The organism is Roseovarius sp. SK2 (assembly GCF_028807495.1).
Classification (GTDB): domain Bacteria; phylum Pseudomonadota; class Alphaproteobacteria; order Rhodobacterales; family Rhodobacteraceae; genus Roseovarius; species Roseovarius confluentis.
In genome coordinates this window covers 110,830-125,442 of record NZ_JARAMK010000009.1, presented here as the reverse complement: position 1 = coordinate 125,442, position 14,613 = coordinate 110,830, and the positions used below count along the sequence as shown (strand labels likewise).

16 protein-coding genes are annotated in these 14,613 nt (G+C 65.9%); 9 read left to right on the top strand and 7 right to left on the bottom strand.

Translation table 11 applies throughout. The annotated features are described in order from the left end of the window. Window positions 1-158: 158 nt before the first annotated feature. Complete coding sequence (locus PVV74_RS16565; RefSeq protein WP_170067265.1) at window positions 159-314, bottom strand: hypothetical protein; 156 nt, start codon at window positions 312-314, stop codon at window positions 159-161. A gap of 97 nt (window positions 315-411) precedes the next feature. Here PVV74_RS16565 and PVV74_RS16560 point away from each other — a divergent pair, with 97 nt between their 5' ends. The 5 genes from PVV74_RS16560 (at window position 412) to ccoS (ending at window position 5,763) form a co-directional block, all read left to right on the top strand. Further along, the gene (locus PVV74_RS16560; RefSeq protein WP_103764682.1) at window positions 412-1,305 is read left to right on the top strand and encodes a LysR family transcriptional regulator; all 894 of its coding nucleotides are present in this window, start codon (window positions 412-414) and stop codon (window positions 1,303-1,305) included. A gap of 78 nt (window positions 1,306-1,383) precedes the next feature. Then, window positions 1,384-2,952, top strand: coding sequence for an RdxA/RdxB/FixG family protein (locus PVV74_RS16555; RefSeq protein ID WP_274593986.1), 1,569 nt, complete (start codon window positions 1,384-1,386; stop codon window positions 2,950-2,952). After that, a complete protein-coding gene (locus tag PVV74_RS16550; RefSeq protein WP_274593985.1) occupies window positions 2,949-3,416 on the top strand; it encodes a FixH family protein in 468 nt (155 codons plus the stop codon). Before PVV74_RS16555 ends, PVV74_RS16550 begins: the two co-directional genes overlap by 4 nt. Continuing rightward, window positions 3,413-5,608 (top strand): heavy metal translocating P-type ATPase, encoded by a 2,196-nt coding sequence (locus PVV74_RS16545; RefSeq protein ID WP_274593984.1) that lies wholly within the window; start codon window positions 3,413-3,415, stop codon window positions 5,606-5,608. The genes PVV74_RS16550 and PVV74_RS16545 overlap by 4 nt, the downstream gene beginning before the upstream one ends. Beyond that, complete coding sequence (gene ccoS, locus PVV74_RS16540; protein WP_103764685.1) at window positions 5,605-5,763, top strand: cbb3-type cytochrome oxidase assembly protein CcoS; 159 nt, start codon at window positions 5,605-5,607, stop codon at window positions 5,761-5,763. Before PVV74_RS16545 ends, ccoS begins: the two co-directional genes overlap by 4 nt. Before the next feature lie 119 nt (window positions 5,764-5,882). Here the strand turns inward: ccoS and PVV74_RS16535 are convergent, their stop codons facing one another. Continuing rightward, window positions 5,883-7,361 (bottom strand): D-alanyl-D-alanine carboxypeptidase family protein, encoded by a 1,479-nt coding sequence (locus tag PVV74_RS16535; protein WP_103764686.1) that lies wholly within the window; start codon window positions 7,359-7,361, stop codon window positions 5,883-5,885. Between PVV74_RS16535 and PVV74_RS16530 the strand changes: the two genes are divergently transcribed. From PVV74_RS16530 to PVV74_RS16520, 3 genes are all read left to right on the top strand, one after another. Beyond that, the gene (locus PVV74_RS16530; RefSeq protein WP_274593983.1) at window positions 7,360-7,569 is read left to right on the top strand and encodes a hypothetical protein; all 210 of its coding nucleotides are present in this window, start codon (window positions 7,360-7,362) and stop codon (window positions 7,567-7,569) included. The two genes, PVV74_RS16535 and PVV74_RS16530, sit on opposite strands and share 2 nt — an antisense overlap. A 97-nt stretch (window positions 7,570-7,666) precedes the next feature. Next, window positions 7,667-8,323 (top strand): potassium channel family protein, encoded by a 657-nt coding sequence (locus PVV74_RS16525; RefSeq protein WP_274593982.1) that lies wholly within the window; start codon window positions 7,667-7,669, stop codon window positions 8,321-8,323. 1 nt (window position 8,324) lies between these two features. Then, the gene (locus tag PVV74_RS16520) at window positions 8,325-9,671 is read left to right on the top strand and encodes a TrkH family potassium uptake protein (protein WP_425061800.1); all 1,347 of its coding nucleotides are present in this window, start codon (window positions 8,325-8,327) and stop codon (window positions 9,669-9,671) included. Window positions 9,672-9,828: 157 nt separating this feature from the next. On the opposite strand, the gene PVV74_RS16515 is transcribed toward PVV74_RS16520, so the two are convergent. From PVV74_RS16515 to PVV74_RS16495, 5 genes are all read right to left on the bottom strand, one after another. Next, window positions 9,829-10,821 (bottom strand): ABC transporter substrate-binding protein, encoded by a 993-nt coding sequence (locus tag PVV74_RS16515; RefSeq protein ID WP_211286195.1) that lies wholly within the window; start codon window positions 10,819-10,821, stop codon window positions 9,829-9,831. A 29-nt stretch (window positions 10,822-10,850) separates the two neighbouring features. Beyond that, window positions 10,851-11,696, bottom strand: a complete 846-nt coding sequence (locus PVV74_RS16510; RefSeq protein ID WP_103764688.1) for an ABC transporter permease — start codon at window positions 11,694-11,696, stop codon at window positions 10,851-10,853. Next, a complete protein-coding gene (locus PVV74_RS16505) occupies window positions 11,693-12,568 on the bottom strand; it encodes an ABC transporter permease (RefSeq protein WP_425061801.1) in 876 nt (291 codons plus the stop codon). The genes PVV74_RS16510 and PVV74_RS16505 overlap by 4 nt, the downstream gene beginning before the upstream one ends. A gap of 93 nt (window positions 12,569-12,661) precedes the next feature. Then, window positions 12,662-13,468, bottom strand: coding sequence for an ABC transporter ATP-binding protein (locus PVV74_RS16500; protein WP_274593981.1), 807 nt, complete (start codon window positions 13,466-13,468; stop codon window positions 12,662-12,664). A 142-nt stretch (window positions 13,469-13,610) separates the two neighbouring features. Then, the gene (locus tag PVV74_RS16495; protein WP_274593980.1) at window positions 13,611-13,937 is read right to left on the bottom strand and encodes a hypothetical protein; all 327 of its coding nucleotides are present in this window, start codon (window positions 13,935-13,937) and stop codon (window positions 13,611-13,613) included. Window positions 13,938-14,250: 313 nt separating this feature from the next. Between PVV74_RS16495 and PVV74_RS16490 the strand changes: the two genes are divergently transcribed. Further along, the gene (locus tag PVV74_RS16490) at window positions 14,251-14,568 is read left to right on the top strand and encodes a hypothetical protein (RefSeq protein ID WP_274593979.1); all 318 of its coding nucleotides are present in this window, start codon (window positions 14,251-14,253) and stop codon (window positions 14,566-14,568) included. Window positions 14,569-14,613 lie beyond the last annotated feature (45 nt).

The following is a 14,613-nucleotide window of genomic DNA, read 5'->3' as shown; positions in this document are numbered from 1 at the left end:
GACCACGGGCCAGTCGGGGGAGACGCCCCGCGCACCTAACCTGTGCTCGGGCCGACATCAGGAGTCTGGTAGGGCCAGCGGCGTGTGCGCCAGGGCCAGGGCCGTGGTCGCAAGGCCGGCTTGGGGTGAAAGATGCGGCGTTCGAGCATCGTCCCGGCCTAGCGTGGCAGGCGGCCGATGCGGTGCGCCTCAAGCTCGGCGTCGCGGCGGTTGTCGAAGCGCGTGTTCGGCGCCCAGTGGCCGCGGCCCTGCCGGGCATCGGCGTCGTTCAGGCGGGTAGCGGTGCGGAAGCTATCTGAAAGAATTCCAAGCATGTCGTGTTCCTTTGAGGTTCGTGTGATGGCCTCAATCTGGCAGCCATAGCGTGTAATTGCGACTCAGGAAAAATTCGGATATGTAAGATTAGATTACATGACGGATTGGCTGACCCTCCCGCCCCTGACGGCCTTGCGCGCGTTCGCGGCCCTTGCCGAGACCGGCTCGGCGCAGGCGGCGGGCGCGGCGCTGAACGTCAGCCACGCGGCGATCAGCCAGCAGGTCAAGGCGCTGGAGGCCCGGATGGGCGTGCCGCTGGTGGATCGCAGCGGGCGCAAGTTGCAGCTGACCACCGAGGGGCGTGAGCTGGCCGATGCGCTGAAGACCGGGTTCGACACCATCGCGCGCAGTGTCGACGCGCTGACCGGGGCGGATGCGGACCGGGCGGTGCAGGTCTCGACCACGCAGCTTTTCGCGACCACTTGGCTGATGCCGCGGCTGATGGACTTCCAGACGCGGCATCCCGGCATCGATCTGATGATCAACCCGTCGGCGGAGTTGCACGAGTTGACGCCGGGGGGCTATGACCTTGCGCTGCGCTTTGGCGACGGCAACTGGCCGGGGCTGGAGGTGGAGATGCTGGTGCCCTCGGATATCGTGATCACCGCCGCGCCCAAGCTGGTTGGGACGTGCGAGATCACCCGGCCCGAGCATCTGCTGGACTATCCGTGGCTGGAAGAGCTTGGCACGTCAGAATCCACCGACTGGCTGCGCAAGCATGGCGTCACCGAGGGCCGCGCCAAGAGCGTGACGCAGGTGCCGGGCAACCTGATGCTGGAAGGCGCCCGCGCGGGGCAGGGGATCATCAGCACGGCGATGTCCTCGGTCCAGGCGGAAGTGGATGCGGGGCGGCTGAAGCTGCTGTTTCGGGATGCGGGCGAGACGGGGTATCATATCGTCACGCGGCCCGGTGTTTTGCGCCCAAAGGCCAAGGCCTTCGTGACGTGGCTGCGCCGCCAGAAGGAAGCGCCCTGCGACGAAAAGGGTTGATCTGAGTCAAGGTTTTGGAAAACCCGCCGTGTCAGAACGGGCCGGCGCAACAGACCTTTATCGGAGCGAGAGCTATCCGTGTCCTCTACATCTGATTCTCCCGAGACCCCGCCGAGCCTCTATGCCGCGCGGGAGCCTGTCTTTCCCAAGCGCGTGAGTGGCTGGTTCCGCCGGTTCAAGTGGATCATCATGATCGTGACGCTGGGGATCTACTACGTCACGCCCTGGATCCGCTGGGACCGGGGGCCGTCGCTGCCCGACCAGGCGGTGCTGGTGGACATGGCGAACCGGCGGTTCTTTTTCTTCTGGATCGAGATCTGGCCGCACGAGTTCTATTTCGTGGCCGGTTTGCTGGTGATGGCGGGGCTGGGATTGTTCCTGTTCACCTCGGCGCTGGGGCGGGTGTGGTGCGGCTATGCCTGCCCGCAGACGGTGTGGACGGACCTGTTCATCCTGGTGGAACGCTGGGTCGAGGGGGACCGCAATGCGCGGCTGCGCCTGCACCGGCAGAAGAAATGGGACGCGCGGAAGGTGCGCCTGCGGCTGACAAAGTGGGCGCTGTGGCTGCTGATCGCGGTGGCCACGGGGGGCGCGTGGGTGTTCTATTTCACCGATGCGCCGACGCTGCTGGTGGATCTTTTCACCCTGAACGCGCATCCCATCGCCTATACGACCATCGCCATCCTGACCGGGACGACGTTCTTTTTCGGCGGGTTCGCACGCGAGCAGATCTGCATTTATGCCTGTCCGTGGCCGCGTATCCAGGCGGCGATGATGGACGAGGACACGCTGACCATCGGCTATCGGTACTGGCGGGGCGAGCCGCGGGGCAAAGGCAACGTGCGGCGGCGGCAGACCGAGGACGCGGTCAAGGCCGAGGCGGCGTCGCATGCGGCGGGGGAAACCGCGGGGGCCAGCTATGCCCGGACGCCGGTGCCCAACAACGAGAGCGACATGGTGCCGGATGCCGCGGCGGCGGCGAAGGGGCCGGGGGACTGCATCGACTGCATGGCCTGCGTGAACGTTTGCCCCATGGGGATCGACATCCGCGACGGGCAGCAGATGGAGTGCATCACGTGTGGCCTGTGCATCGACGCCTGCGACGACATCATGGCCAAGATCGGCAAGCCGCGCGGCCTGATCGACTACATGGCGCTGACCGACGAGGAGCGCGAGCGCGAAGGCAAGCCACCGAAGCCGGTGATGAAGCATATCCTGCGGCCGCGCACGATCATGTATACGTCGCTGTGGTCGCTGGTGGGGGCGGGGCTGTTGTTTGCGCTGTTCATCCGGGCGGATATCGACCTGACGGTGGCGCCGGTGCGCAACCCGACCTTCGTCACGCTGTCGGACGGGTCGATCCGCAACACCTACGAGGTGCGGCTGCGCAACAAGCATGGCGAGGCGCGCCCGATGCGGATTTCGGCCAAGGGCGACCCGGCCATTCGCGTGCAGCTTGAAGGGACCCCCTATGAAACGGTAGATGTGCCGGCCAACGAGACCTATTTGCAGCGCGTCTACCTGATAGCGCCGCCGGGATCGGACGCGGCGCGGAGCGATGCGACGGACGTGCGCCTGTGGATCGAGGATATCTCGAACGGAGACCGCGCCCACAAGGACACGGTGTTCAACGGGAGGGGCGAATGAAGCGCGACTTCACGATCAAGGGATGGCACGTCTTTGCCGGGTTTGCCGGGGCGTTTTCGATCATCATCGCGGTCAACCTGGTGTTGGCGTTCTCGGCGGTGAAGACCTTTCCGGGGCTGGAGACGAAGAATTCCTATATCGCCAGCCAAAGCTTTGACGACCGGCGCGACGCGCAGGAGGCCCTGGGCTGGAGCGTGGAGGCGACACACAGGGCGGGCCTGCTGGAGTTGAAGATCACCGATGCGGACGGCCAGCCGGTGGAAGTGGCGGCGCTGGACGCAACGGTGGGGCGGGCGACCCATGTGCAGGATGACGTGACGCCCGCGTTCCGGTTCGACGGCGAGGCCTATTTCGCCACGGTGCCGCTGGGCGCGGGCAACTGGAACATCCGCATGGAGGCACGGGCCGAGGACGGCACGGTGTTTCAGCAGCGCGTGGTGCTGATCAAGGAGAGCGGTGCGTGACCGTGGCGATGCGGCATCAGGCGGCGATGGGCTGCCCGGCCTGTGCGGCGGCCCCCGGTGCCGACGACGTGGAGGTCGCGCCGGAGGGAGGGCAGATCGCGCTGTCACTGCCGACGATCCATTGTGCCGCGTGTATTTCCAGGATCGAGGACGGGCTGAACGCGCATCCCGGTGTGCGCTCGGCGCGGGTGAACCTGACGCTGAAACGGGCGAGCATCGACGCCGAGGCCGACGTGACGCCCGCCGAGATGGTGGGGCTGGTCGAAGGGCTGGGATACGAGGCGCATGAGCTGGATCCCGGCACGCTGAATGCCACGGCGACGGACAAGGCCGGGCGCGAGTTGCTTATGCGGCTGGCGGTGGCCGGGTTCGCGATGATGAACGTGATGCTGCTGTCGGTGTCGGTCTGGTCCGGCGCGGATGACGCGACGCGGGACATGTTCCACTGGATTTCCGCCGCGATTGCCTTGCCCGCCGTCGCGTTCTGCGGCGTGCCGTTCTATCGCAACGCGTGGAGTGCGCTGCGGCAGGGGCGGCTGAACATGGACGTGCCGATCACGCTGGCCGTGGCGTTGGCGGTGGTGACGTCGCTTTGGGAGACGGCGCTGTCGGGGCATCATGCGTATTTCGACGCCGCCATTGCGCTGGTGTTTTTCCTGTTGGCGGGGCGTTACCTGGATCACCGGACACGGGCCGTGGCGCGGTCGGCGGCCGAGGAGTTGACGGCGCTGGAAGTGCCGCGCGCGTGGCGGATCGAGGACGGTACGGAGGTCGAACGCCCCATCGCGGAACTGGCGGTGGGCGACGTGCTGCTGGTGCGGGCCGGGGGGCGCGTGCCGGTGGATGGCGAGATCGTCGAGGGCACGTCAGAGTTGGACCGGTCGCTGTTGACCGGCGAGACCGTGCCGGTCTTTGCCGGGCCGGGGCAGGCTGTGTCGGCGGGCGAAGTGAACCTGACCGGGCCGCTGCGTATCCGCGCCAGCGCGGTGGGGTCGGAGACGTCGCTGCACCAGATGGCGGATCTGGTGGCGATCGCGGAATCGGGACGGTCGCGGTACACGTCGCTGGCGGACCGGGCGGCGAAGCTCTATGCGCCCGGCGTGCATATCCTGTCTGCCTTGGCCTTTGCCGGGTGGTTTCTCTACACGTTCGACTTGCGCACCGCTTTAAACATCGCGGCGGCGGTGCTGATCATCACCTGCCCTTGTGCGCTGGGGCTGGCGGTGCCGGCGGTGACCACGGCGGCGTCGGGGCGGCTTTTCCGCAAGGGGATGCTGATCAAGCACGAGACCGCGCTGGAGCGGCTGGCGGAGGTCGACACGGTGGTGTTCGACAAGACGGGCACGTTGACGGCGGGCGTGCCGGTGCTGACCAATGCGGCGGGTCTGGACGATGCCGCACGGGGCGTGGCGCTGGCGCTGGCGCGCGGGTCGGCCCATCCGCTGGCGCGGGCGATTGCCAAGGCGCTGGGTGAGGCGGAGGCGAAACCGGCGGAGGTGACGCAGATTGCCGAGGTGCCGGGCTATGGCGTGTCGGGGCGCGTGGGCGACCTGGAGGTGCGGCTGGGCCGGGCGGCCTGGGTCGGGGCGGAGCCGCGTGCCGAGACGGCGACCTATCTGAAGATCGGGGAGGCGGCGCCTGTGGCGCTGACTTTCGAGGATGCGTTGCGGCCTGGTGCGGAAGAGGCCGTGACGGCGCTCTTGCGCGCGGGCAAGGCCGTCTGGCTGGTGTCGGGGGATACCGAACCGGCGGTGAAGGCGCTGGCGGCGCGGTTGGGGATCGAAGCCTGGCACGCGGGCGTGCTGCCCGAGGACAAGGCGCGGATCGTGGCAGCGTTGTCGGACAAAGGCGCCCATGTGCTGATGGTGGGCGACGGGCTGAATGACACCGCGGCGCTGGCGGCGGCGCATGTGTCGATCTCGCCCGCCTCGGCGCTGGATGCCGCGCGGGTGGCCAGCGACGTGGTGCTCTTGGGCACGGACCTGAGCCCGCTGGCCGACGCGCTGGTCGTGGCGCGGAAAGCGCGGCGTCGGATCACCGAGAATTTCCGGTTGGCGACGCTTTACAACATCATTGCCGTGCCGCTGGCCGTGGCCGGGCTGGCGACGCCGCTGATCGCGGCCTTGGCGATGTCGGCGAGTTCGATTACCGTGTCGCTGAACGCGCTAAGGCTGTCGGGGAGGCGTGCATGACCATTCTGGCCTATCTTATCCCGATCTCGCTGATCCTGGGCGGGCTGGGGCTGGGGTTTTTCGTGTGGACGGTGCGCAGCAACCAGTATGACGACCCCGAGGGCAACGCGCAGCGCATCCTGAGCGACACTTACGACGATAAGCCGAAGCGGTAGCACCCGGTCGCGCCTGTCGGATTTGAGTATTTTCAGCAAGAAAAAGCCGGGGGTGGGGCCCGGAACGGCAAACGCCTGCGCGGAGGGAGGCGCAGGCGTTCTCTGGATCGGGCGCGGCGTTACGCGCCGGGGTCGATCATGAAACAGGTGATCTGCTTGGCCTGAAGCCGGCGGCAGGCGAGGTCGGCGCTTTCGCGGGTCATACCCATGAAATTCGCCTCGAACCCGGTGGAGCGCTTGACCACCTTGCGCAGGGAGCCGTCGAGCGTCTCCATCTCGTTCAGGGCGGTTTTCAACAGGACCTTGCGCGCCTTGTATTCCGACGGGTAGCGGCCGACATTGATGCCCCAGTGGCGGCCGCCGGAGGTGGAGATCCGGGTGACGACCTTTTGCACAGGGTCGCTGGCCGGCTCTTTGGCCTTGGGCGTGGTCTGTGCCTTCGCATCGACGCTCGCCAGGACGAGGTCCTTGGGCCGTGCCTTGGGCGTCGCCGTGGCCAGGGCGCTGCCCTGCGCTGCGGGTGGGGTTGCGTCCTCGGTGATGGTCTCGGCGGCGGCCAGCAGGGCCTTTTCGATATCTTCCTTGCCGACAGTGGGCGCGGCCTGTGCCACGACGGCTTCGCCGGGGCGGCGCTGTGGGCGGAGGGATTTCTTGACCGCGGCGGCGGAGGCGAGGCGCACGGTGCGGCCCTTGCCGCCGGGAACGGAGTGATTGTCGGCGGGGCCGATCTTGCCCATGTAGGCGGGTTTCGAGGGGCGGTTCACCGCAACGCGGCTGGGGGCCTGGCGGAAGCCGAGGTCCAGCAGTTCGGCCACCTTGGCGTTGCGCGACGCGGTGGAGCGGCCGCCGAAGACGGTGGCGATGATGCGCTCGCCGCCACGTTCCGCGCTGGCCGTGAGGTTGAAGCCCGCGGCCCGGGTGTAGCCGGTCTTGATGCCGTCGGCGCCGCGGTAGTCGCCCAAAAGGCGGCGGTTGGTGTGGTAGACCTTCTTGATGCCCGCATCGGCGGTCACGCGGGAGAAGAGGTTGTAGTATTCGGGGTAGTCGTAGAACAGGTGCCGGCCCAGGAGGGTCATGTCGCGGGCCGTCGACAGGTGGCCGTTCTCGGTCAGGCCGTGGGCGTTCTTGAAGGTCGTGCGCGTCATGCCGAGCGCCTTGGCGGTACGGTTCATGCGCCGGGCGAAGGCGGCCTCGGAGCCTTCGATCGCCTCGCCCAAAGCGGTGGCGGCGTCGTTGGCCGATTTCACCGCGGCGGCACGGATGAGGTAGCGCAGCTTGATCGTCGAGCCCGAGCGCAGGCCGAGTTTCGAGGGCGGTTCGCTGGCGGCGTGCTTGGAGATGCGCACGGGCGTGTCGAGGGTGATCTCGCCGTTCTCGACCGCCTCGAAGACCACGTAGAGGGTCATCATCTTGGTCAGCGATGCCGGGTGAAGGCGGGTGTCGGCGTTGCGCGAATGAAGCACCTCGCCGGATCGTGCGTCCATCACCAAAGCTGCGTAGGGGGCCGCGACCGCGCTTAGCGGTACGATAACCATCATCCAGATAGTGGCCATAGCCACCAGACCCCAACGGATGGGCTGCCTGCTCCGCGTTCTCATGGAACTGCTCTTTCTCTGCCTCGTTCAACCGCCGATTGTTCGGCTGGCCTTATTTATTGCAGAAAAAGATAGCACAGGGGGTCATTTGAATAAAGTGTTTATTTTCAAATATTTTGAGGGCACTCTTCGAGAATTGACGGCACATGTTGTGGTTAAATTTACCGTGACCGCTAAACCGGCAATTGTGGCGGGATTGTGGCGGCCCTGATCGCAGCCCTGATAGCGGGACCGGGACCGGGTTCCATGCCGGCTTCGGAACTGGTGCATGGTACCGCGCGTTTGCGTGCGAAGAGGAAGGGGACCTCATGTCACATCGCAGTTTCGCCGTGATCGGCCTTGGGAATTTCGGCAGCACGGTCGCGACCGAGTTGGAGCGGTTCGGGAATCACGTGATCGGCGTGGACATCGACGAGACCCGCGTCAGCCGCCACGCCGACAAGCTGGGCGAGGCGATCATCCTGGACGCACGCGACGACGAGGCGCTGAAGGAAGCGGGCCTGGGCGAGGTCGACATGGCGCTGGTGGCGGTCGGCGACAACCTGGAGTCGAGCATCCTGGCGGCGGTGAACCTGCGGCAGGTGGGCGCGGGCGCGGTCTGGGCCAAGGCCACCAGCCGCACGCATCACCGCATCCTGTCGCGGATCGGCGTGGACCGGGTGATTCACCCCGAGGTCGAGATCGGCCAGCGGATCGCGCAGGTGATGCACAACCCGCTGGTGCGCGACTACGTGGGCCTGGGCAACGGGTTCTTCGTGGTGAACCTGAAGGTACCCGAGGAGATGGAGGACAAGAAACTGTCCGAGCTGGGCCACGCGGACAAGTTCGACCTGCGCTGCCTTGGGGTGATGCGCGGGACGAAGTTCATCGGCCGCGACGGGGACGATTGCACGCTGAAGACCGACGACCTGCTGCTGATGCTGGGAGAACGCAACAACCTGCGCGACTTCTCCGCGAGCCTCTGAGGTGGCGCGCAGATCGTCGATCAAGCTGGGGTCGACCCGGCTGAGCCTGTCGCCGCCGGCGGTGCTGGCGGTGATGTATCTGCTTATCGTTGCGCTGGGCGCGCTGCTGTTATGGTTGCCGGTGTCGCATCACGGCAAGGTGGGCCTGGGCGAGGCGATCTTTACCGCGACCTCGGCGGTGACGGTGACGGGTTTGGTGGTGGTCGATACCGGCGCGGATTTCACCCTGTTGGGGCAGATCATCATCGCCGGCCTGATGCAGTTCGGGGGCCTGGGCCTGATGGTGTTCGCGGTCCTGATACTGACGGCGTTCGGCATTCCCATCGGCATGCCGCACAAGGTGATGCTGCGCGAGGACCTGAACCAGGCGACGATCAGCAACCTGGGCCGGCTGGTGAAGATCATCCTGTACGTGGCGCTGGGCTGCGAGGCGGTGGGCGCGGTGCTGCTGGCTTTTGTCTTCGTGCCCGAGATGGGCTGGGGCACGGGGCTGTGGCACGCAATTTTTCACAGCATCTCGGCCTTCAACAACGCGGGCTTTGCGCTGCAGCCCGACAGCCTGTCGGACTGGGTCGGGAACCCGGTGGTCAACCTGACGGTCACGGTGATGTTCATCCTCGGCGGGCTCGGCTTCATCGTCGTGGGCGACGTCTATCAGCATCGCAAGTGGCGCAAGCTGTCGCTGCATTCCAAGCTGATGATCGCGGGGACGCTGTGGCTGATCGTGATCGGCGTGGTCTGTTTCGCATTGCTGGAATGGGACAACCCGCGCACCCTGGGCGCGCTGGAGAGTACGGGCGACAAGCTGTGGGCCAGCTGGTTCCAGGGGGTGACGCCGCGCACGGCGGGGTTCAACACGATCGACACCGCGGCGATGGGGGACGGGACGACCCTGCTGACCATCATGCTGATGATCGTCGGGGGCGGGTCGACCTCCACCGCCGGGGGGATCAAGGTGACGTCACTGATCGTGATGCTCCTGGCGACAGCGGCGTTTTTCCAGCGGCGGCCGGCCTTGCATGTCTTCGGGCGGAGCTTGGAACTGGACCAGGTGCTGAAGGTGATGGCGCTGGCGACGATCAGCGGGTTGTTGATGTTCGCAAGCCTGTTCGTGCTGACCGCGACGCAGAACATCGCCTTCCGGGACCTCGCGTTCGAGGTGGCCTCGGCCTTTGGCACGGTGGGGCTGTCGCACGGGGCGACGGGCGAGTTGAACTGGCTGGGGCGGACGGTGATCATCGCGGTGATGTTCCTGGGCCGGGTGGGACCGCTGACGCTGGGCTTCTTCCTGGCAGCGAAGAGCCGGCCCCGGGTGCGGTATCCGAGCGACAAGGTGTTCCTGGGGTAGCGCGTGGTGGGTTGGAAACCCACCCTACGAGGCCGCAGAGCCACGCGCGGCTTGGAGAAGGAGGTTCCGGATCAAGTCCGGGACGGGGTTGAGTCCCAATGCAAAACGCCCCCGCAGGTCCCTGCGAGGGCGTTCCGATGTCAGGCTTTCAAAGCCCTCAGTTCAGGGCTTCGTCCGTGATCTGGTGGGTCCAGGCGGCCTCGCCCGGGTCCTCGGTGATCACCGGGTCGGAGCCGCCCGAGAGCAGCGAGTCGACCGTGCGTTGGAAGTCTTCCGGGTCGAGCGCGCCGTTGGAGCCGGCCGTCAGCTTGGCGACCTCACCCATCATGCGCTTCTGGTGCTTCTCGGTCTGGGCGCCGGTGGCGTCGTTGTCGAGCACGATCATCGCGGCCTCGTCGGGGTTTTCCTCGGCCCATTTCCAGCCTTTCATCGAGGCGCGCACGAAGCGGGTCATCTTGTCGGCGAACTCGGGATCTTCGAGGTTCTCTTCCAGCACGTACATGCCGTCCTCGAGCGTGGCGACGCCCTGGTCCTCGTACTTGAACACGACGAGGTCGTCGGGGGTCAGTCCGGCGTCGATGACCTGCCAGTATTCATTGTAGGTCATGGTCGAGACGCAGGCGGCCTGGTTTTGCAGCAGGGGATCGACGTTGAAGCCCTGTTTCAGGACGGTGACGCCATCCTCGCCGCCCTCGGTCGGGATGCCGAGCTGGCTCATCCATGACAGGAAGGGGTATTCGTTGCCGAAGAACCAGACGCCGAGCGTCTTGCCGCGGAAATCCTCGGGGCCTTCGATGCCGGTGTCCTTGCGGCAGGTCAGCATCATGCCGGAGCTTTTGAAGGGCTGGGCGATGTTGACGAGGGGCAGGCCCTTTTCGCGGCTGGCCAGGGCGGACGGCATCCAGTCGATGATGACGTCCGCGCCGCCGCCGGCGATGACCTGCGCCGGGGCGATGTCGGGCCCGCCGGGCTTGATGGTGACGTTCAGGTCTTCCTCTTCGTAGAAGCCCTGGTCTTGCGCCACGTAGTAGCCGGCGAATTGCGATTGCGTCACCCATTTGAGTTGCAGCGTGACGTCATCGGCGGCCTGGGCCATGCCACCCCAGAGGGTGGCGGCGGCGAGGCCAAGCGTAGTGGTGAGATGTTTCATTGTCTTCTCCCTGTTCTGGTTTGCTTTGGTTATGTCCGGCCCCGTTGGGACGGGTGCCAGAAGGTGACGGCGCGCTCGATGAGGGCGACCGCGCCGTAAAACCCCGAGCCGGCGAGGGCGGCGACGACGATCTCGGCCCAGACGAGATCCATCGCGAGGCGCCCCACCGAGGTGGAAATGCGAAAGCCCATGCCCTGGATGGGCGAGCCGAAGAACTCCGCCACGATGGCGCCGATGAGGGCGAGCGTGGTGCCGATCTTGAGCCCGTTGAAGACGAAGGGCATGGCGGCGGGCAGGCGGAGTTTCAGGAGCGTGGTCCAGTAGCCTGCGGCGTAGGTGCGCATCAGGTCACGCTGCATGGCGTCGGCTTCGGAGAGGCCCTGGACGGTGTTCACCAGCATGGGGAAGAACACCATGACGACGACGACGGCGGCCTTCGACTGCCAGTCGAAGCCGAACCACATGACGAGGATGGGGGCGAGGCCGATGATGGGAAGCGCGGCGGCGAAGTTGCCCACGGGCAGCAGGCCGCGTTTCAGGAAATCGGAGCGGTCGACGGCGATGGCCGTCAGGAACGCGGCGCCGCAGCCGAGGATGTAGCCGGTGAGCGCGCCCTTGATGGCGGTCTGTAGGAAATCGCCCCAGAGGATGTTGAGCGAGTTCGCGAAGGTCACGGCGATGACGCTGGGGGCGGGCAGGAGGGCGAGCTTGATCCCGAGGCCCCAGACGAGGCACTCCCAGACCGCGATGAGCGTGGCCCCGAACACGATGGGCGCGGCCAGCTGCGCGGCGGTGTTCTGCGGGTGGCGCGCGAGGCGGGTATTGATCCACCAGCCCACGGCCCAGATGAGCGCCCCTGCGATCAGCCAGCTCATGCTGCCATCCCCATTCGTTTGAGCGTGATGCGCTGGATGAGGCCGATCAGGCCCACCAGAACGGCGGCGAGGGTGGCGGCCATGATCAGCGCGCTCCAGATCTGGATGGTCTGGCCGTAATAGCTGCCGGCCAGGAGCCGCGCGCCAAGGCCCGCGACGGCGCCGGTGGGCAGCTCACCCACGATGGCGCCCACGAGGCTGGCGGCCATGGCGATTTTCAGCGAGGTGAAGAAATAGGGCATGGAGGACGGCAGGCGCAGTTTCCAGAAGGTCTGTGACCGGCTGGCGTTCCAGGTGCGCATCTGGTCGAGTTGCATTTGGCTAGGGCTGCGCAGGCCCTTGACCATGCCGACGACGACCGGGAAAAACGACAGGTACATCGAGATCATGGCCTTGGGCAACAGGCCGGAGATGCCGACCGCGTTCAGCACGACGATGATCATAGGCGCGATGGCGAGGATCGGGATGGTCTGGGACGCGATGACCCAGGGCATGACGCTCATGTCCATGGTGCGGTTGTAGACGATGCCGATGGCCAGAAGCGTGCCGAGCGCGGTGCCGAGGAGGAAACCGAGCGCGGTGGAGCTGAAGGTGATCCAGCTGTGGTAAATGAGCGACCGCTTGGAAAAGGGCCGCCCGCTGGCGATCATCGCGCCGGTGGTGTTCCACATCTCGGTCGCCACCTGGTGCGGCGCGGGCAGCTTGGGCTTTTCCTGGGACCAGGTGTCGGCCACCAGTGCGGGGAAGGTCAGCGTGACCTCGGCCCGCGCGGCCTTGTCATAGGCCCAGGGCGCGTTGAGCGCGACCGCGCCGGTATACCAGAGCGCGATGAGGGTCGCGACGACCGTCAGGACGGGAACGACGTTGCGCATCAGGGCGCCTCCCGCCCCGGCCACCGAGCCGGGGCCTCTGGGCCCGCGGTGAGCAGGAGGCCCCGGATCAGGTCCGGGGCGGGCGGTGCAAGCTCACTCGTCATTACTGTGCCCCGAGCGGAGCCCGTCGCGGACGCGATGGGCGATTTCGAGGAATTCCGGCGTGTCTCGGATATCGAGCGGGCGTTCGCGCGGCAGGGTGCTTTCGATCACGTCGGCGATGCGGCCGGGGCGCGGGGACATGACGACGATTTTCGTGCTCAGGTACACCGCCTCGGGGATCGAGTGGGTGACGAAGCATATGGTCTTGTTCGTCCGGTCCCAGAGCTGAAGGAGTTGTTCGTTGAGGTGGTCGCGGACGATCTCGTCCAGCGCGCCGAAGGGTTCGTCCATCAAGAGGATATCGGCATCGAAGGCCAGCGCCCGGGCGATGGAGGCGCGTTGCTGCATACCGCCCGAAAGCTGCCAGGGAAACTTCTTTTCGAACCCCGCGAGGTCGACGAGCTCCAGCACGCGGGCGATGCGGGCGTTCTGATCGGACTTGGAATAGTCCATGATCTCGAGCGGCAGGCGGATGTTTCCGCCTATGGTACGCCACGGATAGAGGCCCGCGGCCTGGAAGACATAGCCATAGGCGCGGCGCTGTCGGGCCTCGGCGGGGGTCATGCCGTTGACGAAAATGCTGCCGCCGGTGGGGTGTTCGAGATCGGCCATGCAGCGCAGGAAGGTGGTCTTGCCACAGCCAGAGGGGCCGATGAAGGAGACGAAATCGCCCTTCTGCACGTCCAGCGTCACGTCCTTGAGCGCGTGGACCGGGCCGTCATTGGTCTGGAAGGTCAGTGACAGGTCGCGGGCGGCGATCACGGGGCTGGCTGTCGAGTTGGCTTGGGCGTCTTGCATTACGGTGTCGTGTCTCCGGGCCGGGTGGACGGAACAATCCCACGCCGCAACGCGGTGTCAAGGCGGGTCCCGGCGTCATCTGCCTGTGGTGCAGGCACATGATGAATTTGCGGGCAGTGGCGCGGGCGGATGTGGGCGTGGCTCATTCGCAGGGCGCCAGGTCTTCGACCGTGCCGTCGGGTAGGGTCAGGGTCACGCCGGTACCATCGGCGCTGCGGGTGATGCCAAGGACCTTTTTGCGGGTCTCGGCGTCGCCGGGGCAGGTGGCCATGAGCGTGCCGGTCTGCACGGCGGTGATCTGGCATATCGCGCCGCGCAGGTTGAGGTGGCCCGCGACGATGGCGACCTCATTCTCCTTGGTGGCCTCCTCTCCTTGTATGCGGGCGCATCCGTCGGTGTTGCCGAGGGGTGCGGCCAGTTGGGCGTTGGCCGGACTGGCCAGCAGGAGGAGGGCGAGGGCGAGACGCATGGGGTTGGATGCCCGCCGGAATGGTGATGGCGCGTGGGGCAAGGCTGTTAGGATCTGGTGGCTGCCGGCATCGGCCGGGCAGGTACGGGCGCGGCTTCTGGCATGGGTGAAAGGATGCTGAGCTGGCTGCATTTCAGCGACCCTGCGGGTTCGGAAACATCGATTCCTGCCGCACCATACAGGATACGCCCATTGGATGTGATGCAAATTGACATATCCCGGATAGGTTGATAAAATCAGGTATACTTTTTGATGGTATTTCTGTTTCCATTTGGGTTGCCAGCTTTGTTTCATGCCAAACAAGGAGATTACCATGAAGTATGTATTTCAATTTCTGATCGCCGTGTGCCTGATGCTTTCCCCAGTCTCGTCCGTGCTGGCGCAAACCGCCAACACCAACGATGCCATGACGCCTACACAGACGGCTCCGGCGAATTGTCCGGCGCCGGGGGCGATTGCCTTTGACAACAGGCATGTCGAAGAAAACATCCAAAGGGCGATCTTCGGGTATGTCAACCAAGCGGTTTCAGCAGGCTGTTTTCCCTGCTGCTTTTGCTGCGGCGAGGGCGACTGCTGCGACGAATGCAAGGAAAACAACAACCTTACCATACGACCCTCCTCCAACGAGTGACGCGGTTGCGTTTTCTGGTTTCCTGCCAGCAAAGAGGCCGGACCA

Excerpts from the sequence above, each read along its gene's own strand:
- PVV74_RS16565 (WP_170067265.1), bottom strand. The coding sequence starts at position 314 with ATGCTTGGAATTCTTTCAGATAGCTTCCGCACCGCTACCCGCCTGAAC.
- PVV74_RS16560 (WP_103764682.1), top strand. The coding sequence starts at position 412 with ATGACGGATTGGCTGACCCTCCCGCCCCTGACGGCCTTGCGCGCGTTC.
- PVV74_RS16550 (WP_274593985.1), top strand. The coding sequence starts at position 2,949 with ATGAAGCGCGACTTCACGATCAAGGGATGGCACGTCTTTGCCGGGTTT.
- ccoS (WP_103764685.1), top strand. The coding sequence starts at position 5,605 with ATGACCATTCTGGCCTATCTTATCCCGATCTCGCTGATCCTGGGCGGG.
- PVV74_RS16530 (WP_274593983.1), top strand. The coding sequence starts at position 7,360 with ATGGAACTGCTCTTTCTCTGCCTCGTTCAACCGCCGATTGTTCGGCTG.
- PVV74_RS16535 (WP_103764686.1), bottom strand. The coding sequence starts at position 7,361 with ATGAGAACGCGGAGCAGGCAGCCCATCCGTTGGGGTCTGGTGGCTATG.
- PVV74_RS16525 (WP_274593982.1), top strand. The coding sequence starts at position 7,667 with ATGTCACATCGCAGTTTCGCCGTGATCGGCCTTGGGAATTTCGGCAGC.
- PVV74_RS16515 (WP_211286195.1), bottom strand. The coding sequence starts at position 10,821 with ATGAAACATCTCACCACTACGCTTGGCCTCGCCGCCGCCACCCTCTGG.
- PVV74_RS16510 (WP_103764688.1), bottom strand. The coding sequence starts at position 11,696 with ATGAGCTGGCTGATCGCAGGGGCGCTCATCTGGGCCGTGGGCTGGTGG.
- PVV74_RS16505 (WP_425061801.1), bottom strand. The coding sequence starts at position 12,568 with ATGCGCAACGTCGTTCCCGTCCTGACGGTCGTCGCGACCCTCATCGCG.
- PVV74_RS16500 (WP_274593981.1), bottom strand. The coding sequence starts at position 13,468 with ATGCAAGACGCCCAAGCCAACTCGACAGCCAGCCCCGTGATCGCCGCC.
- PVV74_RS16495 (WP_274593980.1), bottom strand. The coding sequence starts at position 13,937 with ATGCGTCTCGCCCTCGCCCTCCTCCTGCTGGCCAGTCCGGCCAACGCC.
- PVV74_RS16490 (WP_274593979.1), top strand. The coding sequence starts at position 14,251 with ATGAAGTATGTATTTCAATTTCTGATCGCCGTGTGCCTGATGCTTTCC.